Origin of the sequence: Actinoplanes sp. NPDC026619 (genome assembly GCF_040638295.1) — a bacterium.
In the GTDB taxonomy this organism is placed as follows: domain Bacteria; phylum Actinomycetota; class Actinomycetes; order Mycobacteriales; family Micromonosporaceae; genus Actinoplanes.
The window spans coordinates 1-26,452 of record NZ_JBEZYA010000036.1; the positions used below are offsets into that span (position 1 = coordinate 1).

Annotated in this window: 27 protein-coding genes; 22 read left to right on the top strand and 5 right to left on the bottom strand. The window is 67.6% G+C overall.

Going from position 1 to position 26,452, the window contains the following annotated elements; genetic code table 11:
* Nucleotides 1–207 precede the first annotated feature (207 nt).
* From AB0E90_RS44870 to AB0E90_RS44910, 9 genes are all read left to right on the top strand, one after another.
* On the top strand, nt 208–1,065 hold the full coding sequence (locus tag AB0E90_RS44870; RefSeq protein ID WP_360418558.1) for a hypothetical protein: 858 nt from the start codon (nt 208–210) through the stop codon (nt 1,063–1,065).
* Nucleotides 1,062–1,619: a hypothetical protein gene (locus tag AB0E90_RS44875; RefSeq protein WP_360418560.1), complete on the top strand. Its 558-nt coding sequence runs from the start codon at nt 1,062–1,064 to the stop codon at nt 1,617–1,619. Before AB0E90_RS44870 ends, AB0E90_RS44875 begins: the two co-directional genes overlap by 4 nt.
* A complete protein-coding gene (locus AB0E90_RS44880; RefSeq protein WP_360418562.1) occupies nt 1,603–2,166 on the top strand; it encodes a deoxycytidine triphosphate deaminase in 564 nt (187 codons plus the stop codon). The genes AB0E90_RS44875 and AB0E90_RS44880 overlap by 17 nt, the downstream gene beginning before the upstream one ends.
* Before the next feature lie 67 nt (nt 2,167–2,233).
* Nucleotides 2,234–3,613: a glycosyltransferase family 4 protein gene (locus AB0E90_RS44885; protein ID WP_360418564.1), complete on the top strand. Its 1,380-nt coding sequence runs from the start codon at nt 2,234–2,236 to the stop codon at nt 3,611–3,613.
* Nucleotides 3,613–4,581, top strand: a complete 969-nt coding sequence (locus AB0E90_RS44890) for a GDP-mannose 4,6-dehydratase (RefSeq protein ID WP_360418566.1) — start codon at nt 3,613–3,615, stop codon at nt 4,579–4,581. Before AB0E90_RS44885 ends, AB0E90_RS44890 begins: the two co-directional genes overlap by 1 nt.
* 29 nt (nt 4,582–4,610) lie before the next feature.
* Nucleotides 4,611–5,525 (top strand): dTDP-4-dehydrorhamnose reductase, encoded by a 915-nt coding sequence (gene rfbD / locus AB0E90_RS44895; RefSeq protein ID WP_360418568.1) that lies wholly within the window; start codon nt 4,611–4,613, stop codon nt 5,523–5,525.
* Entirely contained in the window at nt 5,522–6,133 is a 612-nt protein-coding gene (locus tag AB0E90_RS44900) for an HAD-IA family hydrolase (protein ID WP_360418570.1), read from the top strand. The genes rfbD and AB0E90_RS44900 overlap by 4 nt, the downstream gene beginning before the upstream one ends.
* A 26-nt stretch (nt 6,134–6,159) precedes the next feature.
* A complete protein-coding gene (gene rfbC, locus AB0E90_RS44905; protein ID WP_360418725.1) occupies nt 6,160–6,780 on the top strand; it encodes a dTDP-4-dehydrorhamnose 3,5-epimerase in 621 nt (206 codons plus the stop codon).
* The gene (locus AB0E90_RS44910) at nt 6,770–8,386 is read left to right on the top strand and encodes a condensation domain-containing protein (protein ID WP_360418572.1); all 1,617 of its coding nucleotides are present in this window, start codon (nt 6,770–6,772) and stop codon (nt 8,384–8,386) included. Before rfbC ends, AB0E90_RS44910 begins: the two co-directional genes overlap by 11 nt.
* A gap of 57 nt (nt 8,387–8,443) precedes the next feature.
* Here AB0E90_RS44910 and AB0E90_RS44915 read toward each other — a convergent pair whose 3' ends face one another.
* Nucleotides 8,444–9,475, bottom strand: coding sequence for a LacI family DNA-binding transcriptional regulator (locus tag AB0E90_RS44915; RefSeq protein WP_360418574.1), 1,032 nt, complete (start codon nt 9,473–9,475; stop codon nt 8,444–8,446).
* 194 nt (nt 9,476–9,669) lie between these two features.
* On the opposite strand from AB0E90_RS44915, the gene AB0E90_RS44920 reads away from it, so the two are divergent.
* From AB0E90_RS44920 to AB0E90_RS44950, 7 genes are all read left to right on the top strand, one after another.
* Nucleotides 9,670–10,020 carry a hypothetical protein gene (locus AB0E90_RS44920; protein WP_360418576.1) on the top strand — a complete coding sequence of 117 codons (351 nt, stop codon included), beginning with the start codon at nt 9,670–9,672 and terminating at the stop codon, nt 10,018–10,020.
* A 3-nt stretch (nt 10,021–10,023) separates the two neighbouring features.
* Nucleotides 10,024–11,007, top strand: a complete 984-nt coding sequence (locus tag AB0E90_RS44925; protein ID WP_360418578.1) for a cellulase family glycosylhydrolase — start codon at nt 10,024–10,026, stop codon at nt 11,005–11,007.
* Nucleotides 11,008–11,105: 98 nt separating this feature from the next.
* On the top strand, nt 11,106–12,803 hold the full coding sequence (locus AB0E90_RS44930) for an ABC transporter substrate-binding protein (RefSeq protein WP_360418580.1): 1,698 nt from the start codon (nt 11,106–11,108) through the stop codon (nt 12,801–12,803).
* 1 nt (nt 12,804) lies between these two features.
* A complete protein-coding gene (locus AB0E90_RS44935; protein WP_360418583.1) occupies nt 12,805–13,794 on the top strand; it encodes an ABC transporter permease in 990 nt (329 codons plus the stop codon).
* A gap of 12 nt (nt 13,795–13,806) precedes the next feature.
* Nucleotides 13,807–14,772, top strand: a complete 966-nt coding sequence (locus AB0E90_RS44940; protein ID WP_360418585.1) for an ABC transporter permease — start codon at nt 13,807–13,809, stop codon at nt 14,770–14,772.
* The gene (locus AB0E90_RS44945) at nt 14,769–15,647 is read left to right on the top strand and encodes an ABC transporter ATP-binding protein (RefSeq protein ID WP_360418587.1); all 879 of its coding nucleotides are present in this window, start codon (nt 14,769–14,771) and stop codon (nt 15,645–15,647) included. Before AB0E90_RS44940 ends, AB0E90_RS44945 begins: the two co-directional genes overlap by 4 nt.
* Nucleotides 15,644–16,462 (top strand): ATP-binding cassette domain-containing protein, encoded by an 819-nt coding sequence (locus AB0E90_RS44950; protein ID WP_360418589.1) that lies wholly within the window; start codon nt 15,644–15,646, stop codon nt 16,460–16,462. The genes AB0E90_RS44945 and AB0E90_RS44950 overlap by 4 nt, the downstream gene beginning before the upstream one ends.
* Here AB0E90_RS44950 and AB0E90_RS44955 read toward each other — a convergent pair.
* Both AB0E90_RS44955 and AB0E90_RS44960 read right to left on the bottom strand, forming a co-directional pair.
* Nucleotides 16,445–17,635, bottom strand: a complete 1,191-nt coding sequence (locus AB0E90_RS44955) for an ROK family transcriptional regulator (RefSeq protein WP_360418591.1) — start codon at nt 17,633–17,635, stop codon at nt 16,445–16,447. The genes AB0E90_RS44950 and AB0E90_RS44955 overlap by 18 nt on opposite strands.
* Complete coding sequence (locus tag AB0E90_RS44960) at nt 17,632–19,803, bottom strand: alpha-galactosidase (protein ID WP_360418594.1); 2,172 nt, start codon at nt 19,801–19,803, stop codon at nt 17,632–17,634. The genes AB0E90_RS44955 and AB0E90_RS44960 overlap by 4 nt, the downstream gene beginning before the upstream one ends.
* 95 nt (nt 19,804–19,898) lie before the next feature.
* Between AB0E90_RS44960 and AB0E90_RS44965 the strand changes: the two genes are divergently transcribed.
* The 3 genes from AB0E90_RS44965 (at nt 19,899) to AB0E90_RS44975 (ending at nt 23,375) form a co-directional block, all read left to right on the top strand.
* A complete protein-coding gene (locus AB0E90_RS44965; RefSeq protein ID WP_360418596.1) occupies nt 19,899–20,735 on the top strand; it encodes a substrate-binding domain-containing protein in 837 nt (278 codons plus the stop codon).
* Nucleotides 20,736–20,841: 106 nt separating this feature from the next.
* The gene (locus AB0E90_RS44970; protein WP_360418599.1) at nt 20,842–22,773 is read left to right on the top strand and encodes a cellulase family glycosylhydrolase; all 1,932 of its coding nucleotides are present in this window, start codon (nt 20,842–20,844) and stop codon (nt 22,771–22,773) included.
* A 41-nt stretch (nt 22,774–22,814) separates the two neighbouring features.
* Nucleotides 22,815–23,375, top strand: a complete 561-nt coding sequence (locus AB0E90_RS44975; RefSeq protein ID WP_360418601.1) for a hypothetical protein — start codon at nt 22,815–22,817, stop codon at nt 23,373–23,375.
* Nucleotides 23,376–23,477: 102 nt separating this feature from the next.
* On the opposite strand, the gene AB0E90_RS44980 is transcribed toward AB0E90_RS44975, so the two are convergent.
* On the bottom strand, nt 23,478–23,747 hold the full coding sequence (locus AB0E90_RS44980) for a hypothetical protein (RefSeq protein ID WP_360418603.1): 270 nt from the start codon (nt 23,745–23,747) through the stop codon (nt 23,478–23,480).
* On the opposite strand from AB0E90_RS44980, the gene AB0E90_RS44985 reads away from it, so the two are divergent.
* Nucleotides 23,748–24,176 carry a hypothetical protein gene (locus AB0E90_RS44985; protein ID WP_360418605.1) on the top strand — a complete coding sequence of 143 codons (429 nt, stop codon included), beginning with the start codon at nt 23,748–23,750 and terminating at the stop codon, nt 24,174–24,176.
* On the opposite strand, the gene AB0E90_RS44990 is transcribed toward AB0E90_RS44985, so the two are convergent.
* On the bottom strand, nt 24,080–24,679 hold the full coding sequence (locus AB0E90_RS44990; RefSeq protein WP_360418607.1) for a TetR/AcrR family transcriptional regulator: 600 nt from the start codon (nt 24,677–24,679) through the stop codon (nt 24,080–24,082). The genes AB0E90_RS44985 and AB0E90_RS44990 overlap by 97 nt on opposite strands.
* 107 nt (nt 24,680–24,786) lie before the next feature.
* On the opposite strand from AB0E90_RS44990, the gene AB0E90_RS44995 reads away from it, so the two are divergent.
* Both AB0E90_RS44995 and AB0E90_RS45000 read left to right on the top strand, forming a co-directional pair.
* Nucleotides 24,787–25,533: an SDR family NAD(P)-dependent oxidoreductase gene (locus AB0E90_RS44995; RefSeq protein ID WP_360418609.1), complete on the top strand. Its 747-nt coding sequence runs from the start codon at nt 24,787–24,789 to the stop codon at nt 25,531–25,533.
* A gap of 5 nt (nt 25,534–25,538) precedes the next feature.
* Nucleotides 25,539–26,450 carry an NADP-dependent oxidoreductase gene (locus AB0E90_RS45000; protein ID WP_360418727.1) on the top strand — a complete coding sequence of 304 codons (912 nt, stop codon included), beginning with the start codon at nt 25,539–25,541 and terminating at the stop codon, nt 26,448–26,450.
* Nucleotides 26,451–26,452 lie beyond the last annotated feature (2 nt).

Below are 26,452 nucleotides of genomic sequence, written 5' to 3' on the forward strand. Positions count from 1 at the left end.
GCTCCACGATGGACGGCATCTCAGGCACCCGGACATCCTGCCGAACAACCCCGGCAAGATCAAACCGGCCCGAAACAGCCGACCTGATTAGTTACAGAGATCGCTGCCGCACATGCTCGCGGCGAAATAGTCATTGACCCCTTCGACGCAGAGAACGTCAATCCGAACAGCTACAACTTCTGCCTCGGTCCACGCATTCTGGAATATGTGGACGACGTGCTGGACCCGAGCCGCAGGAATAATTGCATCGAATACGAGATCCCGCCGGAAGGGTTGGTTCTCCAGCCCGGACGGCTCTACCTGGCCCACACGATGGAACGACTCGGCGGCGAGTTCTATGCGCCGACATTCGCCGCGCGAAGCTCGGTGGCGCGGCTGGGCATTTTCATCAACCTCTCCGCCTCTCTCGGTGACATCGGATTTATCGGGCAGTGGACTCTCCAGCTGTACACCGCCCATCGGGCACGTGTCTTCACCGGAATGGCGATCGGCCAGATGATGTGGTGGCAGGTCGTCGGCAACACAAAGCTTTACCGAGGAAAGTACCAACACTCTTCCGGCCCGCGATCGAGCGACATCCATCGAGACTTCGCGCGCCGACGCGCCCGCACCCTGTTACCCCGGTTCGGCTCGGCGGCCGATCCCAAGGACGTCGGCTCCGCCTTCGCCGCTCTGTCGGAGCTCGCCACCGGCAGCCCTGCGCATGCCGGTTTCGCGGTTCCCCGCAGCTTGCTCAGCGCGGAGGCGGCGGCTGGTCGCGAAACAGATTCCGGCCCCCCGCCGGGACTGAGCGGACCGACCCGCCTGATCATCCGGACCGCGGTTGCCGAGTTGCTCGGCGAGGTCCCTGATGAGGGGTTGTGCGTGTGTCCGTCGACTGTCCTCGCGGACGCGTCCGCCGGCCGTGCGCTCCATCACGCAGTGATGTCCGCGGCGAAGATCGTGGAGGCAGTGGAGCGGGTGTGGCGCTCCTCGCTCGACGCGGCAGTCCTCGTGCACCGCACGGTGGCCGGGCCGTCCCAGCACCCGGCGGCGGAGTCGGATGAGGAAGTGGACCGGCAATGAGCCAGGTGCGCGTCGCGTTAGTCGGTCACTCGGGCGCCGGGAAGTCGACATTTGTGGCGATCACCCGGCGCTATTGCGAGGAGCGGCAACTGACCGTCGCTCGGATCGGCCTCGCCGAACCGCTCTATGAACTTCAGCAGGCCTTCCGCCGGGTCGCCGGACAGGACCACGACGCGACTCGGCAGGACCAGGTCCTGCTCGAGGTCATCGCCGCGCAGTTGAGGCGCCTCGACCCCGATGCGCTGGCACGTGTGTTCCTGGAGAAGGTAAGGGACTCGGCCGCCGACCTGGTGATCAACGATGACCTGCGTGACATCGATGTCGATCAGCCGGCCCTGATACGTGAAGGATTTGCTCTCGTGCGTGTCGTCGCGCCGGAGGAGCTGAGAAATCAGCGGCGGCGACAGCGTGGCGACATCTCCTCCTCGGACGAGTCGTCCCGGCACGTGGAAGACATGGAATGCCGCCTCTCCATCGAAAACTGCTCGAGTCTTGGCAAGTACGAGTCTTCCGTACGCGATCTCCTGGAGCAAATCCTTGATTCTGAGCGGTGATGCGATCGCGGCCGGCGTCGCCGCCGGAGACATCGTCATAAATCCGTTTGACCCGGCCCACCTGGAGCCCAACAGTTATGGCTTCCATCTTGGTGACGAGATCCTTTCCTACTCTGATCCGGTATTGGAGCCGAACCGGACACCTACCGTTATCCGGCACCTGATCGGACCGAATGGAATGTTGTTGGAGCCGAACCGGTGCTATCTGGGTTCTACTTACGAACAGATGGGCAGCCATTGGCATGCCGCGACGCTGTACGCAAATCGCTCGGTCTCGACGCTGGGGTTGTGGATCCACTACTCCGCCCCGCTCGGCCACAGCGGCGCGACCATTGTATGGACCCTGGAGATGATGGTAGCCAGACGGCTGCGAATCTATCGAAGAATGCCGATCGGGAAGATCGCCTTCTGGACATTGGCCGGCCGGACGGCCACGTACAGAGGACGGTATATGGAGTCGAAGACGACGATTCCTTCGCGTTTTTGGCAAGATTCACCGAGCGATTCCCCCGACCGACGACTGAGCCCTCTCGCGAAAGGTGGTTGATCGCGTGCCTGGATTCCCTGGCGTAACTATGGGGTTCATGCCATTTCCCAGAGGAGGTTCCGCCTTCGTGGCGTTGGAGCTCGCGGAACGCCTGCAGCGCTCCATCGGCGATTTCTCGCTGGTGTCCGGCTCATGGCCGGCCGGTCCCAACGCGGAGATGGCGGATGCTCGTAAGTTCTTTTCCGCTGTTCGCCGGCTGAGCACGGTGGATTACACACCGGATCCGGCAGGCACCGGGATCGGCGGCCCCGTCCCGATGCATCCCAGCTTCGAGTACAAGGAAGGCGTGCCCGACCGCGTGCTGAGTGCTCTCACCCCGGCCGAGGGGTCGGCATTCGCCGAGGAGTGGAGGCGGGGCCTGGCGGCGTCGGCGGATGAATCCCAGCGCGCGGTGCTTCACTTGCACCACCTGGGCCCGATGAACGTGGCCGCGAGACGCATCGGCCTGCCGGTGGTGGCGCACCTGCACGGAACCGAGATGAAGTTCTTCGCCGAGGCGAAGTCGGCGGCGAAGGGCGCCGGCCGTTGGTCCGGTCATCCCTCGTGGGCCTATGCCGGACACTGGGTCGAAGAGCTGCAACGGTCGGCGGACGAAGCCGCTGCCGTCTTGTGCGTCTCGCAGGAGGACGCCGGGGTCGCGGCGGAAGTGTTCGGGCTGCCTGATCAAAGCCTGCGCGTCGTGGAAAACGGCGTCGAGACCGATCGCTTCCACCCGCTGTCGCTCAACGACGGGCAGAAGTTGCGGTACTGGGTCGAATGGCTGGTCCGTGATCCCCAGGGCTGGGACGGCACCATGCGGCCGGGGAGTGTCTCCTATGACGACGAGCACGTGCGTGAGTCGTTCATCGACCGGAGCGGACGGCTGCGGCCAGTGTTGCTCTGTGTGTCTCGCTTCCTGCGGTGGAAGCGCCTGACCGATGTCATCGACGCCTACGTTCTTGCCCGTGACCGGCACGGGTTGCGCAGTCCCCTGGTGATCTGGGGTGGTTATCCGGGCGAATGCGAAGGTATCAACCCTTACGAATACGCCCGGTCGAAGAATGACTCCGGAATCTTCTTCACGGGCTGGCGCGGGCTGGATGACCTCAAGTTCGGGTATGCCGCCGCCGATTTGATGGTCAACGGAGCCGATTCCGAGCCGTTCGGCACTGCGATCCTGCAAGCGATGTCCACCGGTACGCCGGTGCTGTCCACTCGCACCGGTGGCCCGACCAGGTTCATCGAGGCAGAAGGGCCGCGGCAGAACGGCTGGTTCTTCGAGCTCGGTGACGTCGCCGGGCTCGCGAGGCAGCTCACCGATCTCACCGCGGACGTCGGAAGCTGGCGGCAACGACTGGCACCCGAAGCGCGGCAACTGGTCCTCCGCCGCTACTCCTGGGAGCGAGTCGTGGCCGAGATCCTCGGCGTCTACGACGACGTGCTGCTGACCGAGCGGGTTGCGCGCTGATGCGCATCATGGTCTCCGGCGGCGCCGGCTTCATCGGATCCAATTTCGTCCACTATTGGACTGAGCAACATCCCGGCGACACGGTAGTTGTCTACGACAAGCTCACCTACGCCGGAAATCCTGCCAATCTCGTGGGCCTTGATGTCGAGATGGTGATCGGCGACATCACGGACACCGAGCATCTGACCCGTGCGCTTCGCGCTGCCCGAGCCGACTGTCTGATCAATTTCGCGGCCGAGTCCGACAACAGTCGTGCCGTGCGCGACGCCCGGCCGTTCGCGGTTTCCAACGTCCTCGGCGCACAGTCATTGTGCGAGGCGGCGTTGCGGAGCGAGGTGCCTCGCGTGCATCACGTGTCGACCTGTGAGGTCTTCGGCGATCTGGCGCTGGACGACCCGTCGGCATTCACCGAGGACTCGCCCTACCGGCCGAACACCCCCTATGCGGCCTCAAAAGCGGGAGCTGACCACTTCGTGCTCGCTTACGGCCGGACCCACGGCCTCGCGGTCACTATTTCCCGTTCTGCCAACAATTACGGACCTCGCCAGTACCCGGAGAAGAATCCACCACTGTTCATCACGGACGCTCTTCGTGGGCGAAGAATGACCCTGTACACCAATCACCACTACCGGCGTGAGTGGATGGCGGTGGCCGATCACGCCGCCGCCCTGGACCTGATCCTGCGCAACGGTGCGGCCGGGCGTACCTACAACATCGGGACCGGCGATGAACGCAGCGCGATGGACATGGCGCTTTTCGTCGCGCGCACGCTGGGGCTCGATCGGGAACAGGCGATCAGGATCGTTGCCGACCGTCCCGGCCATGATCGGCGCTACCTGCTCGACTCGTCGGCTGTCAGAGCCGAGCTCGGCTGGGCACCGAGCACGCCCTTCGCGCAGGGAATGGCTGCAACGGTGCGGTGGTATCAGCAGAATGCCGAGTGGTGGGAACCGCTCGCGGCCCGATGAGCGTGGAGCCGCGACCTCTGCGATGGCTGGTGACCGGCGCTCAGGGGCGACTCGCCCGGGAACTGGTCGCGCAGTTGACCTCGGCCGGCGCGAACCATGTCACAGCGGCGGCCCGGGCTCAGCTGGATATCACGGACGAGGACGCGGTACGTGCCGCGGTCGGCGGGCACGACGTGGTCGTCAACACCGCGGCGTTCACTGATGTCGATGCGGCCGAGCGGAACGAGTCGCAAGCGCTGGCCGTCAACGGGGCGGCGGTCGCCGGGCTGGCCCGCTCGTGCGCCCGGACGGGCGCGACGCTGTTGCAGATTTCCAGTGACTACGTCCTGGCCGGGAACCGCGAGAGCTATGCGGAAGGAGACCGCCCAGATCCGATAAACGCGTACGGGCGATCCAAGGCGGCCGCGGAGGAAGCGGTGTCGGCAAACGCGCTCGATGGCGGCTACATCATCAGAACCTCCTGGCTGTACGGCGGCACCGGCGACAACTTTCTGATCCGTTCGTTGCGGGCGACCATCGCCGGCGAGCCGGTCTACGCCTTGACGGATCAGCGCGGCTGCCCAACCTCGACCGCTGCTCTCTCCCGGCAGCTGATGGGGCTGGGTGCAGCAGCCGTCCGTGGCGAAGCCCCGCCCGGGATCTATCACGGCGTCGCGACCGGGTTCACCACATGGCACCACTTCGTTCAGTCCGCTTACCAGCTTGCGGGGCTGGCCACCGACGGCATCATGCCCATCCGGCTGGCCGACCTGCCCCTTCGCGCGGCCCGGCCGCTGCACTGCGTGTTGTCGCATGAACGCTGGCGGGACGCCGGTGTGCCGATTCAGCCGCACTGGCGCGAACAACTGCGAGAAATGCTCGGCCGGCCGGCTTACCAGTCGCTCATCGGCCGCGCTCGCGCGATTTCCGCCGCCCGGCGTAACACAAAAGGTGAAATCAAATGACCATTCGCGGCGTGCTCTTCGACATGAACGGGGTGTTTCGCCATTTCGATCACTCCGGGGCGGCCCGCGCGGAGCTGCTCGTCGGCCTGCCGCCAGGCACGATAGCTCGCCTGGCGTACGACCACCCGGACTACCAACTGGCCAAGGTCGGTGTCTTGACCCATCAGGAGTGGGTTGACGCAGTCGAACAGCGGCTTACCGCCGAGTTTGGTCCCACCGCGGCCCTCGCGATCGAGACCTGGCTCGACGATCGCGGCACCGTGGATGTCAGGATGCTCGATATCGCCCGCCAACTTCGGCGGAACCTGACGGTTGGCGTCCTGTCCAACTTCACCGACGCGTTACATGGGGACATCGTTCGGCACGACATGGCCGATGCCTTCGACCACGTCTTTACCTCCCATGACCTCTTGGTGCAGAAACCGTCACCGCTGGCGTATTTGCGGGCGGCGGAGAACATGGGGATCGAGCCCGCCGCGCTGTTCTATCTTGATGACCAGGAGGCATTTGTGCAAGGTGCACGGAAGGCTGGCCTGCGGGCCGAGCTGTTCACCGGCGCCGATGATCTGGTCAGAACGCTGAATGCGAATTCGCTGATCGTCTCATGAAACGGGTCGGCACGTCTCAGAAGGGAATGCTGACTCGTCCGCTCTCGATCTTCGGGGCCTGGGAAATAACTCCGGTCCAGCATCGCGACGCTCGCGGAGTCTTCCTTGAGTGGTATCGGGCTGATCGTCTTTCTTCCGCGATCGACGACACCTTCGTGCTGGCGCAGGCGAATATTTCCGTTTCGGCTGCCGGTGTCGTCCGGGGTATTCACTATACCGACGTTCCGCCCGGCCAAGCGAAGTACGTCACCTGCGTTCAAGGACGGGTGCTCGACGTGGTAGTCGATCTACGGGTCGGTTCGCCCACCTTCGGCCGCTGCGAGGTAGTTCCCCTGGACGACGTCGAGAGGCGCGCAGTGTACATTTCCGAAGGATTGGGTCACGGCTTCTGTGCCCTTACTGAAAATGCCACCATAACCTACCTCTGTTCAAGTGCCTACGATCCGGCCCACGAGCGGGAGGTGCACCCACTGGACCCTCGTTTGGAGATCCCGTGGCCGCTCGCAAGCCCGCAGCTGTCCGCACGTGACGCTCGCGCGATCAGTCTCACCGACGCACTTTCAGCCGGACTTCTCCCGGTCGCGGCCAAGTGCAGAAATGGCCTGCCAACCGAAACGGGACGGATCCGGAGGACGGATGATGCATGACACCATCGCAGATATCGTGAGATACGCCTGGCAGGTGGTACTGGACCAGGAATTCGTCCACGACCAGGACCGATTTCTCGACAAAGGTGGCGATTCATTATCCGCAGTCCGAATTGCCGTTCGCATACATCGGGAACTGGCCGTCGACATCTCCATCGAGACGGTGCTGACGGCCAAGACTCTCGGTGGTCTCATCGCTTGGGCAGAACATTCGACCGAGGTGGACGCTCCGCCGGCGATCACGGCGAGAGGCATCGCCGGCATACACGACGTGTCTCCTCAGCTTGAGCGCAAGCTCCACATTGCTCAGCAGGATCACGTTAAGAAGCGACAGATCGTCGCGGTCGCTCTGGAGTTGACGGGTTGTCTCGACATTGCCGCACTGACCGGCGCGGTGAATGCTGTCGTCGATCGTCATACCATGCTTTCCTGCCGCTTCGGGATGTCGGACGACGGTCCGTTCGCAATTTACGACCCGGATGCGAGAGTGCGCCTCGAGGTTCTTCACCTGCCGGACTTGCGCGATGCGGGCCGGCTCGAGGCGGCCGTCGCAGAAGCGTCCGTCAAGGACTTCGATATCTGGCGGGGGCCGTTGGGTCGCATTCAATTGTTTGTGGCATCACCGGATCGGGCCGTGTTGTTGATCGCCGTTGACCATATTGCGTTCGACGGATGGTCCACCCGGATAGCGGTACGCGACTTCGCCGCGGCTTACCGCGAGGCCCGGTCGACGGGCACAGCTCTTCGGGAACCGATGGAGCACACGATTTCCGACTTCGCCCGCTGGCATCGGCAGATCCTGGATGGGCCGCGCGGTGCGGCACTGCGCTCCTTTTGGAGGAATTATCTCGCCGGCACCGACGCCATGTACAACTTTTCCCAGTTTCGCAGATTCACGCGATCCGCCAAGAATTACCAGGGAGCCTGGTCCGTCGCCGAGCTGTCCGCCGAGTCATCCGAACGCATTCGCAAGCTTGCATCGGTGATAGACGTGACAACCTACTCGATCTGGGCCTCCATATTCCTGTTGGTCGCCCGATCTCTTCTGGAGACCGAGGACGTCGCGGTGCACACCAGCACGGCGAATCGAGCAACGACAGAAATGGAGGACATGGTAGGTTATCTGTCGCATGGCCTCATTCTCCGAAGTGTCGTCTCCGGGGATCCCTCGTTCACGAGCTATGCGCAAGCCAATAATCTTTCCTTTCTTTCCGCCTATGGCCATCAGGAGCTGACCTCGGCAGATGTGGCAAAGATGTTGTGGCCGGACCGCTATATCGAGTCGCCGAACCTGTCGAGCATCTACTTCGACGTCGGCATGCCGCAATCCGAGGCGTACTTCTCCGAGGATCTCATCGCCGCCCCGGTCTCCTTGCCTCCGTCGTTCGTGGACTTCGGCCTCTTCGGATTCTTGACGGATGGACCGGACGGCCGTGCAGTCTTCCGGATCTTGTACAACCACGAGTTCATGAGCGCTGATACCGCTCGTTCGGTACTCATGTGGTGGCTGAATATCGCACGGCAAGTGGCCCGCAGTCCGGATGCACGATTGAGCGAATTACTGGCACAGGCCGGCGGCGTGCCTCGGGAGATCAGGGCCTGTTGAGCACCTTGCAGTCCCGCTGATCAGAACATGACGGCCGGATCTCCAGGAGACCGCCGGTCAACCCAGCGTGTCGGCCAGGACGTGGGAGGGGCGGGCGGTGCTGCCACGCGGGACGAGGAACGCCGTCGCGTGCTGGTGGCTCGGCGCCGTGCCGTCGCTGATGACGGTCAGCAGGTGCCGGGCGGCCACGGTTCCGTAGGCGGCGACGTCGCGCGACAGGGCGGTCAGCGGCGGGTGGACCACGCTGCACAGCAGCGAGTCGCCCCAGGCCACGATGGACAGGTCCCGCGGCACCGCGATGCCCATCTCGTGTGCGGCGCCGAGGCCGGCCACCGCCATGATGTCGTTGTCGTAGATGATCGCGGTCGGCCGTTCCGCGGAACTGAGCAGGCGCCGGGTGGCCCGGCCGCCCTCCTCGCCGCTGTAGTCCGACGGCACGGTCACCGCATGCTGGACGCCGAGCCGCTGACAGGCGGCGGCGAACGCCTCGGTGCGGATGACGGTGTGCAGCAGATCCGGCAGGCCACCGACCCGGGCGATGTTGCGATGGCCCAGCGCGGCGAGGTATTCGACGGTGTCGGTGATGGCCGCGGCATCGTCCGACCACACGCTCGTGATGCCGCCGAAGTCGCCCGGCCCGGCGATGGCGACAGCCGGCAACCGGAGGCGGCGCACGGCTTCGAGGCGTTCGTCGCCGACCCGGACGTCGACCAGGAACACGCCGTCGACCCGCCGTTGCGCCGCCCACCGCTCGTACACCTGCAGCTCGGCGTTGTGTTCCGGGACGACGTGGATGGTCAGGTCGCAGGAACTGGCCGACAGGGCTGCTTCGAGGCCGCTGATCAGTTCCATGAAGAACGGCTCGACGCCGAGGATCCGGGCCGGGCGGCAGATCACCAGGCCGGCCGCGCGTGCCCGGGAGGCGGTGGCGCCGCGGCTCGGGGCGAAGCGTAGCTGCTCGGCGATCTCGAGGATCCGGTCGCGGGTCGCGTCGGAGACGCCCGGCTGCCCGTTCAGGGCGTAGGAAACGGCGCCCTTGGACACGCCGGCCTCGCGGGCAATATCGGCGATCGTCACTCGCTTGGCCACGGTGCTCCTTCACTGGGCGGGGCCGGCCCAGTATGTCGCAACCGGACCTGTCCGCGGCGATCCGCTGAACAAATAGCTTAACAAAACAGGCACTGGCATCGCTTGACATCAATGTCTTGCTGAACTTAACGTTCTCGAAACTTACAGATTTCAGTGGGATGCGTCACAGGTCTTGCCGAGAAAGGTCGCTGCTGGTGATCCACTATGGCTTTGTCCGTCTCCCGGTGGACTACCGGTCGTGGGGCGTCGACGGCGAAGAGATTCTGACGCGGATCGACAACGCGGTGATCGCGTGTTGCAAGCGCGGGCTGCATCTCTCGCTCAGCCTGCAGGAGGCGCTCGTCCCCGCCGACCCGGGGGCTCAGGACATCTTCGTGGCCGTCTGGGAGCGCATCGCCCTGCGCTACCGCTACGTGCCTCCGACGGTGCTGAGCTTCGGCCTGGTCGACGAGATCGGCCAGGCGCCGGCGCCGGTGATCCGCCGAACCGTTGCTGCTGTCCTCGCGGTGGCCCCCGACCGCCCACTGACCAATCCCCAGGAGTGACCCATGAAGATCACCACGAAGGTCGCGTTGGCGTTGGCGGCGGTGCTGCCGCTGTCCGTCGGCGTGCAGGCCGCCCCCGCGTACGCCGCCACCGGCATCCACGTCAGCGGCCAGGCCGTCCTCGAGAGCAGTGGCGCCTCGTTCATGATGCGCGGCACCAACGAACCCCACGCCTGGTTCCCCGGCAACACCGCGACCGCGCTCGGCTGGCAGAAAGGCTGGCGGGCCAACACCGTTCGCGTGGTGCTCAGCGGCGGCCGTTGGACCAAGAACACCGCCTCCGACGTCGCGAACGTCATCGCCACCTGCAAGTCCAACAAACTGATCTGCCTGCTCGAGGACCACGACACCACCGGGTACGGCGAGGCGAGCGGCGCCTACAGCCTGTCCTCGGCGGCCGATTACTGGATCAGCATCAAGAGCGCGCTCGTGGGCCAGGAGAACTACGTCATCATCAACATCGGCAACGAGCCGTACGGCAACAGCAACGTCGCGAACTGGACCGCCGACACCAAGGCCGCGGTCAGCAAGCTGCGTAACGCCGGCCTCGATCACGCGCTGGTGGTCGACGCGCCGAACTGGGGCCAGGACAACGGCGGCGTGATGAAGAACAACGCCGCCTCGGTCCAGTCCGCCGACCCCCGGCACAACGTGATCTTCTCGGTGCACATGTACTCGCAGTACAGCAGCTCGTCGACGATCAGCTCGTACGTGAACACCTTCAAGAACAACAACCTGCCGCTGATCATCGGGGAGTTCGGCCCGTACGACGCGTACGGCGACATCAACGAGGACGCGATCCTGTCGGTGGCGCACAACGCCGGTTACGGACTCCTCGGCTGGTCCTGGAGCGGGAACAGCAGCGACCTGTCCTATCTGGACCAGGTCACCAGCTTCGACGGCAACAAGCCGACCACCTGGGGCAACCGGGTCTGGTTCGGCACCGACGGCATCTACAGCACCAGCACCGAGGCGGCCATCTACTGATGGCGCAATCCGCTCTTGACAGCAGAAACTTAAGCCGCTTAATAATGTCCCCACTCACTCGCCGCCGGCGGCGGCCGATCCGATCGAAGGACTCGCTGATGAGGACACGCGTCACCCGCCGTCGGGCCGCGCGCCTGACCGTTGCATTGATAACCGCCACTTCGCTGATCCTGGCCGGGTGCTCGGACGACTCGTCCAAGGCCAAACCCGGCGGGGCTGCGAACAGCTCGATCACGATCTTCAACGGCGCCAACGGCACGATCGTCGAGAACTGGAATCCGTTCTCGCCGACCTTCCTGCAGCCGACCGAGGGTCTGATCTACGAGACGCTCTACTACTTCAACCTGGCTGCCGAGGCGGCGCCGCGGCCGATGCTGGCCACCGCCACCTCCTGGAGCCCGGACGGCAAGCAGCTGACCATCACGACCCGCGAGGGCGTGCGCTGGTCCGACGGTCAGCCCTTCACGGCCAAGGACGTCGCGTTCACGTTCGATCTGATCCGCCGCACGCCGGCGATCAACGCGACCGCCATCAAGATCGTCTCGTCGGTGGCCACGGACGACAAGACCGTGGTGCTGACCTTCCCGAAACCGTCGTACACCGAGGAGCCGAGCCTCATCGGCTACACGCCGATCATCGCCGAGCACGTCTGGAAGGGCATCGCGGACCCGGCGAAGAGCATCAACCAGAATCCGGTCGGGACCGGCCCGTACAAGCTCAAGACCTTCTCCTCGCAGAGCTACGTGATGGAGAAGAACGCCGCCTACTGGCAGCCGGGCAAGCCGCAGATCCAGACCGTCCGCTACATCTCGCTGGCGACGGCCGACGCCGCGAGCGCGGCGTTCATCGCGGGGCAGATCGACTGGATGAGTTCCTTCCTGCCCGGCCTCGATCAACTGCTGAAGAACCACAAGAATCTGACGTACGTCAACACGCCCGCACTCACCGCGTCGATCTTCACCTGCGCGGATGCCGGTCTCGGGTGCTCCGGCGCGCAGACCGATCCGGCGGTGCGGCAGGCCATGTACTACGCGATCAACCGCGACCAGCTCAACAAGCTGGCCGGCGGCGGGTTCGCGGTGCCCGCCTCGCCGACCCTGCTGCTGCCGGACCGGGACAAGAAGTGGATCACCGACTCGAGCCTGGTCACCGTGCCGGGCGGCGCCGATCCGGCGAAGGCGAACCAGATCCTCGACCAGGCCGGCTGGGCCAAGGGCGGCGACGGCATCCGGGCCAAGGACGGCAAGCGGCTGTCCCTGACGATCCAGACGGTGACCGGCTGGAGCGACTTCATCTCGCTCAACGACGCGATGAAGCAGGAGTTCAAGGAGATCGGCATCGAGCTCAAGCCGACCCAGGTGTCGTGGAACGAGTGGAACAACAACCAGGTGCAGGGCAAGTATCAGTTGTCGCTGGACTCGATCGGGCTCGGCCCCTCGTCCAACCCGTTCTACACCTACAACCTGAAGTACTCGAGCGCGACCACCGCCAAGGTCGGTGAGTCGGCCGGCAGCAACGGCAACTACGCCCGCTATCGCAACGCGACCGTGGACAAGGCGATCGCCACGGCCGCCGCGACCAATGACGAGAACATCCAGAAGCAGCAGTACGCGATCATCCAGACCGAGATCGCGAAGGACCTGCCGTACATCCCGATCTACGTCAACTCGCTGCTCACCGAGTTCAACACCGATCGCGCCACCGGCTGGCCCAGCAACGACAACAAGTACGCGCTGCCGGCCTCCTGGAAGGTGTGGGACAACGGCATCGTCCTGGCGAACCTGAAGGCCAAATAGCGTGCGCCACCTGTTCCGGAAGATCGGGTTCTACCTGGTCGCGTTGTGGGCCGCGGTGACGGTGAACTTCATCATCCCGCGGCTCATGCCGGGCGACCCGGTCGACATCCTGCTCTCCAAACTGGGCCAGCGCGGCCCGGTCACCCCGGAGACCCGGAAGTCGATCGAGGCGCTCCTCGGCGCCGGCACCCACCAGCCGCTGTGGTCGCAGTACACCGAATATCTCCACAACCTGGTCACCGGCGACCTCGGCGTCTCGGTGACGTTCTTCCCGGCCCCGGTGACCTCGATCATCGAGCAGACCCTGCCCTGGACGATCGGGCTGATCGGCCTGGCCACGCTGATCTCGTTCGTGGTGGGGGTCGGGCTGGGCACGCTGGCCGGCTGGAAACGCGGGTCCTGGCTGGACAACCTGATCCCGGTCACCACGATGTTCCAGTCGGTGCCGTACTTCTGGCTCGCCCTGATTCTGCTCTTCGCCCTCGGCAGCATCTGGCCGGTCTTCCCGCTCAACGGCGGCTACGACGTCTACTCCGTGACGCCCGGCTGGAACGGCGCCTTCCTGCGGTCGGTCGTCTACTACGGAACCCTGCCGGCGCTGACCATCATCCTGTCGTCGGTCGGCGGCTGGATGCTCGGCATGCGCAACATGATGGTCTCGACGCTGTCCGAGGACTACCTGCTCACCGCCGAGGCCAAGGGCCTGCGGCCGGGACGCGTCATGCTGCGGTACGCGGCCCGCAACGCCGTACTCCCGTCGATCAGTGGGTTCGCGATCTCGCTCGGCTTCGTCGTCGCCGGATCGATCGTCACCGAGGCGGTGTTCTCCTACCCCGGCATCGGCTCGGCCCTGCTGCAGGCGGTCAGCGGCAACGACTACGCCCTGATGCAGGGGATCTTCCTGGTCATCACCCTGTCGGTGCTCGGGGCGAACCTGCTGGTCGATCTCCTGTACTCGGTCATCGACCCGCGCACGCGGACGCGTGGCTGAGAGGAACGTGCCATGACACTCACCACGCAGGCCGCCGACCCGGCCGACACCGGCGCCACCCTCGCCGAGCCGAGCCGTCGCCGCCGGTCACTGCCGCCGATGAGCACCAAGCTGGCCATCGGCCTGACCCTCGGCGGTCTCATCCTGTTGTTCGGCCTGCTCGGACCGTACGTGACCCAGGACCCGTCCCTGGTGCACGACTACGGCCTGACCGGGCCGAGCGGATCGCACTGGCTCGGCACCACCCAGACCGGTCAGGACGTGCTGGCCCAGCTCGCGCATGCCACTCGCGGCTCGCTGACCGTCGGGGCCATCGTCGGCGTACTCACTCTGTTGTTGTCGGCGTTCTTCGGCGTCGTCGGAGCGTACGCGGGTGGCTGGGTCGATGAGGTCTTCTCGTTGTTCACCAACGTCATGCTGGTCATCCCGGGGCTGCCGCTGGTGATCGTGATCTCCAGTTACGTGCCGGACAAGAGTCTCTGGCTGGTCGCGCTGGTGCTGTCGATCACCGGCTGGGCCGGGTCGGCGCGGGTCCTGCGCGGCTACACGCTCAGCCTGCGCAACCGCGACTACGTGATCGCGTCGCGGGTCGCGGGGGAGAAGCGGTGGCGGATCCTGACGGTGGAGATCCTGCCCAACCTCATCCCGCTGCTGGCCTCGCAGGTCGTCTTCGCGGTCATCTTCGCCATCCTCGGTGAGGCCGGGCTGTCCTATCTGGGCCTCGGCGCGAGCGGCTCGTTCACCTGGGGCACCATGCTCTACTACGCGCAGAACGGGCTCGCCCTGCGACTGGGCGCCTGGTGGTGGTTCGTCCCGCCGGGGCTGATGCTGGCGCTGTTCGGGGCGGCGCTGTCCCTGATCAACTTCTCGATCGACGAGATCATCAACCCGAAGCTGCGCAATCAGACGCGCGCCGCCCGGCGTGGCTGGCGGATGTCCCGGCAGCAGCTGGCGAAGGCCAAGGAGGCCGGGCTGTGACCGTGCTGACCGTCGAGAACCTGAGCATCGACTATCTGGTCGAGCCGCCGGTGCACGCCGTTCGTGACGTCTCCTTCAGCCTGCGCCGCGGCGAGGTTCTCGGTCTGGCCGGGGAGAGCGGATGTGGCAAGAGCACGCTGGCGTACGGCATCGTCCGCCTGCTCAAACCGCCGGCCGCGATCGTCTCGGGGCGGGCCGTCTTCCATTCCCGGGAGGGCGCCGACGTCGACTGGAACGAGCTCGGGACGAAGGAGCTTCGGGCCACCCGGTGGGACCAGGTCTCGATGGTGTTCCAGGGCGCGATGAACTCGCTGAACCCGGTCATCTCGATCCGCGACCAGATCGAGGACATCTACCTCACCCACCGGCCGGACCTGGGCCGGCGCGAGCGGCGTCAGCGGTGCGGCGATCTGCTGGAACGCGTGGGGGTGGACCGGGCCCGGCTCGGGGCTTATCCGCACGAGCTCTCCGGCGGCATGCGGCAGCGCGTGATGATCGCGATGGCGATGGCCCTGGAACCGCAGGTGATGATCATGGATGAGCCGACCACGGCGCTCGACGTGGTGGTGCAGCGGGAGATCCTCCGGGAGATCACCCGGCTGCGCGACGAGCTGGGCTTCGCGGTCGTCTTCATCACCCACGACCTGCCACTGCTGCTGGAGATCAGCGACCGGATCGCGGTGATGCGCGACGGCGAGATCGTCGAGCTCGCCGACGCCCTGACGCTCTACACCGATCCGCAGCACGACTACACCAAGCGGCTGCTCGCGTCGTTCCCCAGCCTCACCGGCGATCGGGGATCGTTCATCCGGGGATCCGTCGACGAGCGGCTGCTCGCCATGGACGCGGTGCACGTCGACGGGAGCGCATCGTGACGACGCTGGAGGCACGGGGCCTGGTCAAGGAGTACCACCTGCGGCAGGGCCTGCGGACCGGCCGGCTCCGTGCGGTCGACGACGTGAGCTTCACCCTCGACCCGGGCCGGACCGTGGCGCTGGTCGGGCAGAGCGGGAGCGGCAAGTCGACCATCGCCAAACTGCTTCTGCAGGTGGAACGCCCCACGACGGGGGAGATCCGGCTGGACGGGGTGCCGGTGGCACGGCGCGGGGCCGGCCTGCGCGACTATCGGCGTACGGTCCAGATGGTCTTCCAGGATCCGTTCGCGTCGCTCAACCCCTTCCACACCGTCGGCCACCATCTCGAACGCCCGGTGCGCCTGCACCACCCCCGGATGTCCGACGCCGACGTCCGTGCCCGCGTGCTGCACCTGCTGGAACGGGTCCGGCTCACTCCGGCGGAGATGGTGGTGAAACGCCGCCCGCACGAGCTGTCCGGCGGTCAGCGGCAGCGGGTGGCGATCGCCCGAGCGCTGGCGCCGGAGCCGGGCATCCTCATCGCCGACGAGCCGGTCTCGATGCTGGACGTCTCGATCCGGCTGGGCCTGCTCAACCTGCTGGCCGCGCTGCAGCGCGAGGAGGATCTGGGCGTCCTCTACATCACCCACGACCTCGCCACCGCGCGACACTTCTCCGACGAGATCCTGGTGATGTACCAGGGCCGGGTCGTCGAGCGGGGCCCGGCCGACGACGTGATCCTGCGGCCTCAGCACGACTACACGAAGACTCTGGCCGCGGCCGCCCCGAACCCCGAGCGGCGGCTGACCGAGCTCCGGTCATCCCCGGATGTGTGACTGCAGCACCAGGGCGGCCGCCCCGGTCGCAGACGCGGCCGAGGCGGCCGTCGACACCGTCACGCGCACCTGCCGATGCCAGGTGCGGCCGTCGGCGGCGGCGATCCGGCCGATGATGGCCGGGCCGTAGACCGACGAGGCGGCGGCGAACCCCGGGCCGGTGAGCACGATCAGATCGAGATCGAGGAGGTTGACGATGGATTCGGCGGCCGCCGCGACGTAGCGGGCGGACTCCTCCAGCAGAGCCTCGCACCGCGGTGCCCCGGCTCGCGCGGCCCGGGCGACGGCGGCGAAACCGGCGATCACACTTTGCCGGGGCGCGTCGGGATCCAGCCCCGCCTCGGCCGCCGCGACCGGGTCCGCCGCCGCGGCGCCCACCACGGTGCGCGGGCCGGCCAGGATCTCCAGGCAGCCCCGGCTGCCGCACCAGCAGACCGGCCCGTCGACCTGGACGCACAGGTGGCCGAACTCGCCGGCGTTGCCCCCGCCGCCGCGCATCGCCCGGCCTCCGATGATCAGGCCGGCGCCGAGGCCGCTGCCCATGTAGAGCGCGGCGAAGCCCTGCTGCGGGCCGAGTCGCGCCACCCAGTACTCGCCGACGGCGGCCGCGGTGGCGTCGTTCTCCACCAGGACCGGCCAGCCGGTCGCCTCGGCCAGCCGCTTGCCCAATTCGTCGTCCCGCCAGCCGCGCAGGTGCGGGGGAGCGTCGTCCGGGTTACGCACGCCGTTGCGGGGCCCGGGCCACACCACGCCGATCCCCAGGCAGCGCGCGCGATCCACACCCGAGCCGGACAGCAGCACCTCCACATCGGCGACCAGCCGGTCGAGCACCTCCTGCTCGTCGCCGGTCTCCGGGGCGGGGCGCGCCAGCCGGGACAGCACGCCGCCGGTCTGCCCGGTCAGCACGTACGTCGTGGTTTCCTCGTCCAGGTAGATGCCCACGGCGAGCCGTGCGGCCGGGTCGAGACTGAGCATGGTGCGCGGTTTGCCGGCCGTCGGCTCCCGCCCGGTCTCGACGATCAGACCCTCGGCGAGCAGCCGCTTCACGGTCATCGAGACCGCCGCCTCGGTGAGCCCGGTCATCGTCGCGAGCTGGACCCGGCTCAGCTGCTCGGAGGCGCGAATCGCGTCGAGGATGCTCTCCCGCGCTCCCCGCAGGCGCGCCTCTTTCACTTGCTCTCCGTGGGGTGCGATGGATCATCCACGGCCGTCGCCCGGACCAGCAGGACGCGGTCGGGATAGAGAACCGGCATCCGCAGCCCGGCCGTGCCGAGGGTGCGGCCGGACAACCGGACACCCGGTGGCGTGCACCAGGGTAACGCAGCGCCCCAGGCTGCGGCGTTGCCGTCGGGCCGGTCGCCCGGCGGTTGCGGGCGAACGTGGTAGGTGCGGTGCGGATCGAGTCCGGGCAGGGTGAAGGTGCCGGGCGGATAGGAGCGACTCGTCGCCACCGCGGTCAGGTTGTAGAGCGCGTCCGAACGGTCCGGCGCGACGACCCCGGTCAGCTCGTAAGCGGGATCGGCCAGGTCCGCGTGCACCAGGGTGCCGGTGTGCAGCAGCCCGCGCACCTGCTGGTAGAGGGACACCCACTCGGCCAGCCGGGCATGCTCCTCCGGCCCGGCCGTGGTCAGGTCCCACTCGATGCCGAGATGCCCCCAGATGGCGGTGCCGGCGCGCATGTCGAGGGTGAGCTCGCGCCCGGTGGTGTGCGACCGCCGGGCGCCGATGTGCGAGCCGATCAGCTCGAGCGGCAGGAGCAGACTGGTCCAGGGCTGGATGCCGATCCGCTCGTGGGCGTCGATGCAGTCGGACGCCCACACCCGGTCGGTGCGCTGCAGGATCTCCAGGTCGACCCGGCCGCCACCGGAGGAACAGGACTCGATCTCCACCCGCGGATGGGCCGCACGGAGCTCGTCGAGCAGGCGGTAGACCGCCAACGTCTGGTCATGCACCCCGGCCCGGCCGGTCGCGGGGTGGCCGGCCTCGACCAGATCGCGATTGTGGTCCCACTTCAGGAACGCGATGTCGTTGTCGCGCAGCAGGGCGTCGAGGTGGTCCCGGATATGGGCGTACGCCGCGGGTTCGGTGAGGTCGAGCACCTGCTGCGATCGCGCGGCGGGCGGCAACCGGTCGCCGGCCGCCATCATCCACTCCGGATGGGCCCGGGCCAGGTCACTGTCCGGGTTGACCATCTCCGGCTCCACCCAAAGACCGAAATCCATGCCCATCTGCTGTACGGCGGTGATGAGCGGCCCGAGCCCGTCGGGCCACACGTCGGCGGAGACGACCCAGTCACCCAGCCCTGAGGTGTCGTCGCGGCGCGAGCCGAACCATCCGTCGTCCAGGACGAACCGCTCCGCCCCGACCGCCGCGGCCGCCTTCGCCAGCCCGGTCAGCCGGTCGAGACTCTGGTCGAAGTAGACCGCCTCCCAGGTGTTGACGACCACCGGGCGCGGCGTCCTCGGATGCCCCGGCCGGGCCCGGAGGAACTCGTGGAACCGGCCGGACAACTCGTCCAGCCCGTCGGCGCCGTACGACCCGTACACCCAGGGGCTGGTGTAGCTCTCGCCGGCCGCCAGGCCGACCTCGCCGGGCAGCAGGAGCTCTCCGCCGCCCAGCGCCGACCGCCCGTGGAAGGTCCGTTCGGCGATCGTCCGGGAGTTGCCGGAGAACGCGGTGTGCACACCCCAGACCTGACCCCGGCGGTTCGCGAAGCCCGCCGTCCCGGCGCAGAGGACGTGTGCGGCGTCGTAGCCGGTGCGGCCGGTCCGGTTCTCCCGGGCGCGCAGGCCATGGGTGAACGCGGTCCGCTGCGGCGATCGCTCCCGCAGGTGGTGCCCGGTGAAGTCGAGCAGTTCGACGGCTTCCTCGGGCACCGGCAGCAGCAGGGCCAGATGCTCGAGCCAGTACCGGCCGGGCCGGGTGCTGGTGAGCCCGGCGCGGGTGCGCAGCACGCCGCTGCGGTGAAGTTCGAACTCGAGTTCCAGGGCCAGTCCGGCGTCCTCGTCGTGGGCGGTGACGAGCACGGCGCCGGGTTCGTCGCGGCGCACGCCGGTCACCACGAAGGCGGTGGACCACGACCGCCCGTCGCGATGGCCGGCCAGCCCCGGGAAGCCCAGCCAGCCGGCCGACTGCTCGGGCAGCAGCGACACCGGGACGGGCGAGTCCGCGGAGAAGCCGATCGGCTGCGGCGCGGTGGCGACCACCAGATCCGCGAGGCGTTCCGGGGCGGTGTCCGAAAGGAGCGGACCCCAATGCGCGACCGTGGGCAGGCCCGGTCCGCGACAGTCGATCAGCACGCTCACGTCCGCGGCGCTCAGGTGCACCAGCCCGTCGCGCATCGCGCCCCCCATCTCGTTGACGGCATTCTTCAGGTGCTTAAGAATGCTAGGCGATCGCCCACTCGGCCATAACCGTGAAATGCCAGGAGGTGAGCATGACCGGCGGCCTGATCGGGCTGGTGCTGACCGGGCGTGCGGCCCGGCTGGGCGTCGAGCCGTTCTTCATGGAGCTCATCGCCGGCATGGAGGAAGCCCTGACGCCGCACGGCGCCACCGTCCTGCTGCTGGTCGTGCCCGATCTGGATGCGGAGCTGGCCACCTACCGCCGGTGGGCCGCCGATCGCACGGTCGAGGCCGTGGTCGTCGTGAACCTGGTGGGTGACGACATCCGTCCGGCCGAACTCGCCGGGATCGGCCTGTCGGCGGTGCTCGCGGGCCGGCACGGCGCCGATTCGTCCTTCCACCGGGTGGTGACCGACGACGCCGGCGCCATCACCGCGGCGATGGACCTGCTGGCGTCGCTCGGTCATCGGGTGGTCGGCCGGGTCACCGGGCCGGCCGACCTCGTGCACACGGCCGAGCGATCCTCGGCGATGCGCGCCGCGGGCGAGCGGAACGGCGTCGGCATCCGCGTGATCGAGGCCGACTACAGCGCCGAGGCCGGCATACGCGGCGTTCACGACCTGCTGACCGGCGACCCGCGGCCGAGCGCGGTCATCTTCGACAACGACGTCATGGCGGTGGCCGCCGAGCAGGACCTGATCCGGGCCGGGTTGGCGGTGCCCGGCCAGGTGAGCCTGCTGGCGTGCGACGACTCGCCACTGTGCGAACTGGCCGTCCCGCCGATGTCGGCGCTCAGCATCGACGTCCACGAGCACGGCCTGACACTGGGCCGGGCCGTCCTGGAGGCGCTCCGCGGTGTCGCGCCGCACGACCACGCCGGGCCGCCGATCCGAATTCGCCGACGGGAAAGCACCGGCCTTTCTCGTTGACGCCATTTTCATTGAAGTCTGACTATTTTCCCAGCTTGACGGCTAACTTAAGCAGGTTTAGATTCTGCGGAAGTCCTCTCTCCCAGTACCTGCTCTGGAGCAATCCATGAAGATGCGATACCTCGCGCTCGGCGCGGCCGTGCTTCTCGCCCTCACCGGCGCGGCCGTCCCGACCGGTGTCGCCCCGGCCTTCGTCACCAGGGCCGGCGCCGACCTCCGTCTGCACGGCAAACCGTTCCGATTCGCCGGGACGAACAACTACTACCTGCACTACCAGTCGCCGGCGGCGCGCGACAACGTCCTCGACACCGCGGCCGCCGCCGGTTTCCAGGTGATGCGCACGTGGGGCTGGTTCGACACCGGCACGGCCGACGGCAGCAACCCGACGGCCGGCAGCCAGAACGGGGTCTACCTGCAGTACTGGGACGGTTCCGGGCATCCGGGATACAACGACGGCGCCGACGGGCTGGCGCGCCTGGACGCGGTGATCGCCCGGGCCGGCCAGGACGGCCTGAAGCTGGTCATCCCGTTCACCAACAACTGGGGCGACTTCGGCGGCATGGACAAATACGTCGAGTGGGCCGGCGGCAGCCACCACGACGACTTCTACACCGACGCCCGCATCCGCGGCTGGTTCCGCGACTACATCGCCCACCTGCTCGACCGGACCAACAGCATCACCGGCGTGAAGTACCGGGACGACCCGACGATCATGACGTGGGAGCTCGCGAACGAGCCGCGCTGCGTCGGCTCCGGCAAGTACCCCCGGTCGGCGGCCTGCACCACCGACACGATCACCGCCTGGGCCGACGAGATGTCGACCTTCATCCGTTCGGTCGACCGCAAACACCTGATCAGCGTGGGCGACGAGGGCTTCTTCGCCGACCAGCCCGGCGGGGACGACTGGACCCGCAACGGCGGCGAGGGCGTCGACACCGTCCGGCTGGCCCGGCTGCGCAACATCGACGTGATGAGCTACCACCTCTATCCGGACGGCTGGGGCAAGACCGCGGACTGGGGCACCCAGTGGATCCTCGACCACGCCCGCGCCGCGCGTCAGGTGGGCAAGCCGGTGATGCTCGGCGAGTTCGGCTACCGCGACAAGGCCACCCGCAACACCGTCTACCAGCGCTGGACCGACGCGGCGTACGCCTCCGGCACCAACGGCGCGCTGTACTGGATCCTTTCTGACCGGCTCGACGACGGCAGCCTCTACGGCGACTACGACGGCTTCACGGTCTACTGCCCGAGTCCGGTGTGCACCACGATCAGCAACTTCGGCCGGCGGATGCAGGGCCGGGCGCTCACTTTCGCCCCGGTCGCGGACGACGACACCGCCACCGTCGAATACGGAACGGGCGCGTCGCTCCAGGTCGTCGGCAACGACATCGTCTACCTGCCCGCCCGGCGGCTCGACCCGCGCACCCTCAGGCTGAATCCCGACGCCACCGGAGGTACCTTCACGGCCGGCGCCGACGGCACCGTGACCTTCACACCCGCCGACGGTTTCACCGGGCGAGCCACCGTCACCTACACGATCGCCGACTCCCTCGGCCGCAGGTCCAACCGGGCGACCGTCACCGTCACCGTGAAACCGCAACCACTCCCGGAGCAGACCCTGTTCGATTTCGAGGACAGCACCCAGGGCTGGGGGCCGGCGAGCTTCAACCCGGCCGCCGGGACGGTGGCCACCACGACCGCGTTCCACGCCGACGGCGTACAGGGGCTGCGGTTGACCGGCACCGACGGCGGCTGGTTCGGCGCGTCCCTGCCGGCGCCGGCCGACCTCACCACTCGCAGCACGCTGAGCTTCGCCTCACCCTCGGCCAACGGCTCCTTCGCCGTCTCGTTCCAGACCGGACCGGACAGCGTGTGGTGCCAGGGCGACGCCAAGCCCGCGGCCGCCCGGCCCGGCTACTTCGAGCTCGACCTCACCGCCGTCGCCGCGGGCTGCCCCGGCCTGTCCGACGTGCGGACCGTGAACCTCTACATCGGCGGCAACCAGCAACAGGACATCGATGCCATGACCATCAGCTGACCGCGCATCCACCGGTGCGGTCCGGAGAATGGAGATCCCCCATGAGACGACTGCTTGCCCTGGGCCTGGTCGTCCTCGCCGCCATGCTCGTCGCCCCGGCGCCCGCACGGGCCGCGGACCGTGGTTCGTACACGGTCTCCGGCCTGGGCAGCCGGAAGCAAGCGGTGCTGAACAACGGCGGCACCGTGCTCGACCTCGCCATCGCCATGCTCGAGACGGAGCGGATGACGACCGATTACACGTACGGGGACGGGAAGTCCGGTGACGCCGCCAACTTCGGCATCTTCAAGCAGAACTGGTACATGATCCGCCAGTCCGTCTCGCAGTACAGCGGCTACGGGCCGAACGAGTGGAACGCCGGCGCCGCCCTGAACAGCAACCTCAGCTGGGACATCCAGGTCCGGCACGCGGCCCAGAACAAGTGGGGCGAGTACACCTGGTTCGCCGGCCACCGCAACGGCCAGACCGGCCTGAGCAACCCGAACACTCAGGACATCGCGAACTACCGCAACGCCGTCTACTGGATCCGCGACCAGATCAACTCCAGTTCGCGCTACCGCACCGACGACACCCGTTTCTGGGTGAACGTCCCGGCCATCTAGCACTCGTCGGTGGAGGTGAAGTCATGCGAAAACAGGGCAACGGCTACACCGGCGTCGACTTCGTCGGCACGCTCGGCTGTCGCCCAGCACGATCCTGGCCGCCTACAGCAAGCTCGTCGACCAGATGCGGGCCAGTAAATCAGCCATGAAGATTCTCGTGGCGAAGATCCTCCCGATGAACCCCAGCGGCTGCTCGGACTGCGGGCAACGGGTGATCAACCTCAACAACGCCATCCCGGGTTGGGCAAGCGGCAAGAGCACCTCGGCGTCGCCGATCACCGTCGTTGACCAGTGGAGTGGCTTCAGCACCGGCTCGAACACGACCGACGGGGTCCATCCGAACGACAGCGGCAACGTCAAGATCTCCGACAAGTGGTACCCGGCGCTGACGCCCCTGCTGACCTCCGGAGGTTCGGGATCAGGCTCGAGCGGGTTGCTCGAGGGGTTCGAGTCCGGTGGCACGGCTGGGGTGCCGGGGGTGCTTCCGGTGGTCCGTGTCAGGTCAGTGAGTGGGCGGCGCAGGGCAGCTACTCGTTGACGGCCGATGTCGCGCTGGGCAGTGGTCAGAGTTACTCGTTGTCCAAGGTCGCGACGCTGAGCCTCGCCAGTGGGTCGACGCTGCGGGCGACGGTCCGGGCCGCGACCTGGGGCACGCTCGGCAGTGGGCGCCGGTCTCCAGCAACAGGAGACCGGCGCGGGCGCCGTCAGCTGACCGGGCGGGTCCGCAGCGCGTTCATGGTCAGTCCGACCAGGCCGTCCTTCATCTGCGGGAAGTGGCCGGGCCGGGTGTGGCGGGCGTAGCCGCTGCGGCCGAAGATCGCGCTGACGAAGACCTCCGCCACCAGCGGCAGCGGGGCGTCGGCGCGGATCTCGCCGCGGCGGCGGGCGTCGACGAGGGCGTCCTCGATGACCGCCATGGCCTGGTCGATCACGTCGCGCTGGAAGACCGCGTACAGCTCGGGGTGGTCGGACAGTTCGGTGGCGTAGCGGGCCAGGATCGATTGCCGTGGCTCGGAGAGGGTGTCGGCGATCTGGTCGAAGAGGTTTTCGAGGTCGCCGCGCAGCGTGCCGGTCCGGGGTGGGGCCAGGCCGACCGAGAGGGACTGCAGGGCCGCGATGATCAGGTCGGCGCGGTCCGGCCAGCGGCTGTAGATGCTGCGTTTCGCCACCCCGGCGCGGGCGGCGACGGAGTTGAGGCTGAAGGCGGTGGCGCCGGTGTCGGCGAGCTCCTCGGCCGCGGCCCGGACGATCCGTTCGTCGACCGCGGGATCGCGGGGCCGGCCGCGGGCGGGTGCGGTGTTCATGCACCCAGGATATCTGTTACCGGAGTGGTTGCATAAATCGTGGTGCCGGGATTACCGTCGTATTACGTCACCGATCTGGTGCACTTAATGGTTAAGGCGGTACGGCCATGAGTTTTGAAGGTTCGGGAGTCCTCGTCACCGGCGCCGGCGCCGGCATCGGCCGGGCCACCGCGCTGCACCTCGCGTCCCTGGGCGCGCGGGTGGTGGTGTCGGACATCTCCGACGAGGGCGCGAAGGGCACGGTCGAGGAGATCCTCGCCGCCGGCGGCCAGGCGACCGCGGTGATCGCGGACGTCGCCGACGCGACGAGCGTGGACGAGCTGCTCGCCCGCTCGGTGGAGTTCCTCGGCGGTCTGGATCTGGCGGTGAACAACGCCGGCATCGGCCACCACCCGGGTGACCTGCACGAGATGCCGATCGAGGTCTGGGACCAGGTGATGGGCATCGATCTGCGCGGCACGTTCCTGTGCCTGCGCGCCGAACTGAAGGTGATGGTCGAGGCCGGGCACGGCAGCATCGTGAACATGGCCTCGAACGCGGGGCTGAAGAACGCGCCGGACATGGCCGCGTACACCACGGCCAAGCACGGCGTGATCGGCCTGACCAAGAACGCGGCGCTGACCTACGCCCGCCGCAACATCCGGGTGAACGCGGTGTGCCCCGGCACGATCGCGACGCCGGGGATGGCGTCGTTCCCCGCGGAGACCCAGCGCGAGTGGGCCGATCTCATCCCGATGGGCCGCCTGGGCACGCCGGAGGAGGTGGCGCAGGCGGTCGCCTATCTGCTCTCCGACCAGGCCGCCTTCATCACCGGCACCGGCCTGCTCATCGACGGCGGATTGATGTACGCGTGAGCACCATGCGCGCGCTGCTCTTCGACAGCTACGGCCCGCCCGACGTGCTGCGCGTCGGGTGGGTGGACCGGCCGGTGCCCGGCCCAGGCCAGGTCCGGATCCGGGTGCGGGCGGCCGCGGTCAACCCGGTCGACTGGAAGATTCGCAGCGGCGCGAGCGCTGCCTTTCACCGGCTCTCCCTGCCGCACATCCCGGGCCAGGACGCTGCCGGCGTAGTCGACGAGATCGGCCCGGGCGTCACGGGGGCGTACATCGGAGACGAGATCTTCGGCAGCACCGCGACCGGCGCTTCGGCCGAATACGCCCTGCTCGACGCGACCGCGTGGGCGTACCGGCCGACCGGCCTGTCGTGGGCGGAGGCGGCAGTGTTGCCTTCGGCGGCAGAGACCGGACTTCGTGCCGTCGATCTTCTCGGTGTCGCGGACGGCGACGTCGTGCTGGTCAACGGCGCCGCCGGAGCGGTCGGACTCGCCGCCTCGCAGTTCGCCATGGCCCGCGGGGCATCGGTGATCGGCACCGCCGGCGACCACAACCACGCCTTCCTGGCCGGCCTGGGCATCACCCCCACCCGCTACGGCGCCGGGCTCATCGAGCGGGTCCGCGCTCGGACGCCGGGAGTGAACCGCGCGCTGAACGCTGCCGGCCGGGAGGCGTTGCCCGACCTGATCGCGCTCACCGGCGCCGCCGAACGGGTCATCACTGTCGTGGCGGAACCCGCCGCGGCCGAACTCGGCGTGCGATTCACCACGGGCGCCGAGCGGCGTTACTGGCAGGCGCTGCAACTGGCCGTCGACCTGCACGAGAAGGGCAGGTTCACCCTGCCGGTCCAGCAGGTGTTCCCGCTCGCCGAAGGCGCCGAGGCCCACCGCCGCAGCGAGCGCGGCCACGGCCTCGGCAAGCTGGTGCTCCAGCCCTGACT

Coding starts and splice junctions, on each gene's coding strand:
- AB0E90_RS44875 (WP_360418560.1), top strand. CDS start 1,062: ATGAGCCAGGTGCGCGTCGCGTTAGTCGGTCACTCGGGCGCCGGGAAG.
- AB0E90_RS44890 (WP_360418566.1), top strand. CDS start 3,613: ATGCGCATCATGGTCTCCGGCGGCGCCGGCTTCATCGGATCCAATTTC.
- AB0E90_RS44900 (WP_360418570.1), top strand. CDS start 5,522: ATGACCATTCGCGGCGTGCTCTTCGACATGAACGGGGTGTTTCGCCAT.
- rfbC (WP_360418725.1), top strand. CDS start 6,160: ATGCTGACTCGTCCGCTCTCGATCTTCGGGGCCTGGGAAATAACTCCG.
- AB0E90_RS44910 (WP_360418572.1), top strand. CDS start 6,770: ATGATGCATGACACCATCGCAGATATCGTGAGATACGCCTGGCAGGTG.
- AB0E90_RS44925 (WP_360418578.1), top strand. CDS start 10,024: ATGAAGATCACCACGAAGGTCGCGTTGGCGTTGGCGGCGGTGCTGCCG.
- AB0E90_RS44930 (WP_360418580.1), top strand. CDS start 11,106: ATGAGGACACGCGTCACCCGCCGTCGGGCCGCGCGCCTGACCGTTGCA.
- AB0E90_RS44940 (WP_360418585.1), top strand. CDS start 13,807: ATGACACTCACCACGCAGGCCGCCGACCCGGCCGACACCGGCGCCACC.
- AB0E90_RS44960 (WP_360418594.1), bottom strand. CDS start 19,803: ATGCGCGACGGGCTGGTGCACCTGAGCGCCGCGGACGTGAGCGTGCTG.
- AB0E90_RS44965 (WP_360418596.1), top strand. CDS start 19,899: ATGACCGGCGGCCTGATCGGGCTGGTGCTGACCGGGCGTGCGGCCCGG.
- AB0E90_RS44970 (WP_360418599.1), top strand. CDS start 20,842: ATGAAGATGCGATACCTCGCGCTCGGCGCGGCCGTGCTTCTCGCCCTC.
- AB0E90_RS44975 (WP_360418601.1), top strand. CDS start 22,815: ATGAGACGACTGCTTGCCCTGGGCCTGGTCGTCCTCGCCGCCATGCTC.
- AB0E90_RS44990 (WP_360418607.1), bottom strand. CDS start 24,679: ATGAACACCGCACCCGCCCGCGGCCGGCCCCGCGATCCCGCGGTCGAC.
- AB0E90_RS44995 (WP_360418609.1), top strand. CDS start 24,787: ATGAGTTTTGAAGGTTCGGGAGTCCTCGTCACCGGCGCCGGCGCCGGC.
- AB0E90_RS45000 (WP_360418727.1), top strand. CDS start 25,539: ATGCGCGCGCTGCTCTTCGACAGCTACGGCCCGCCCGACGTGCTGCGC.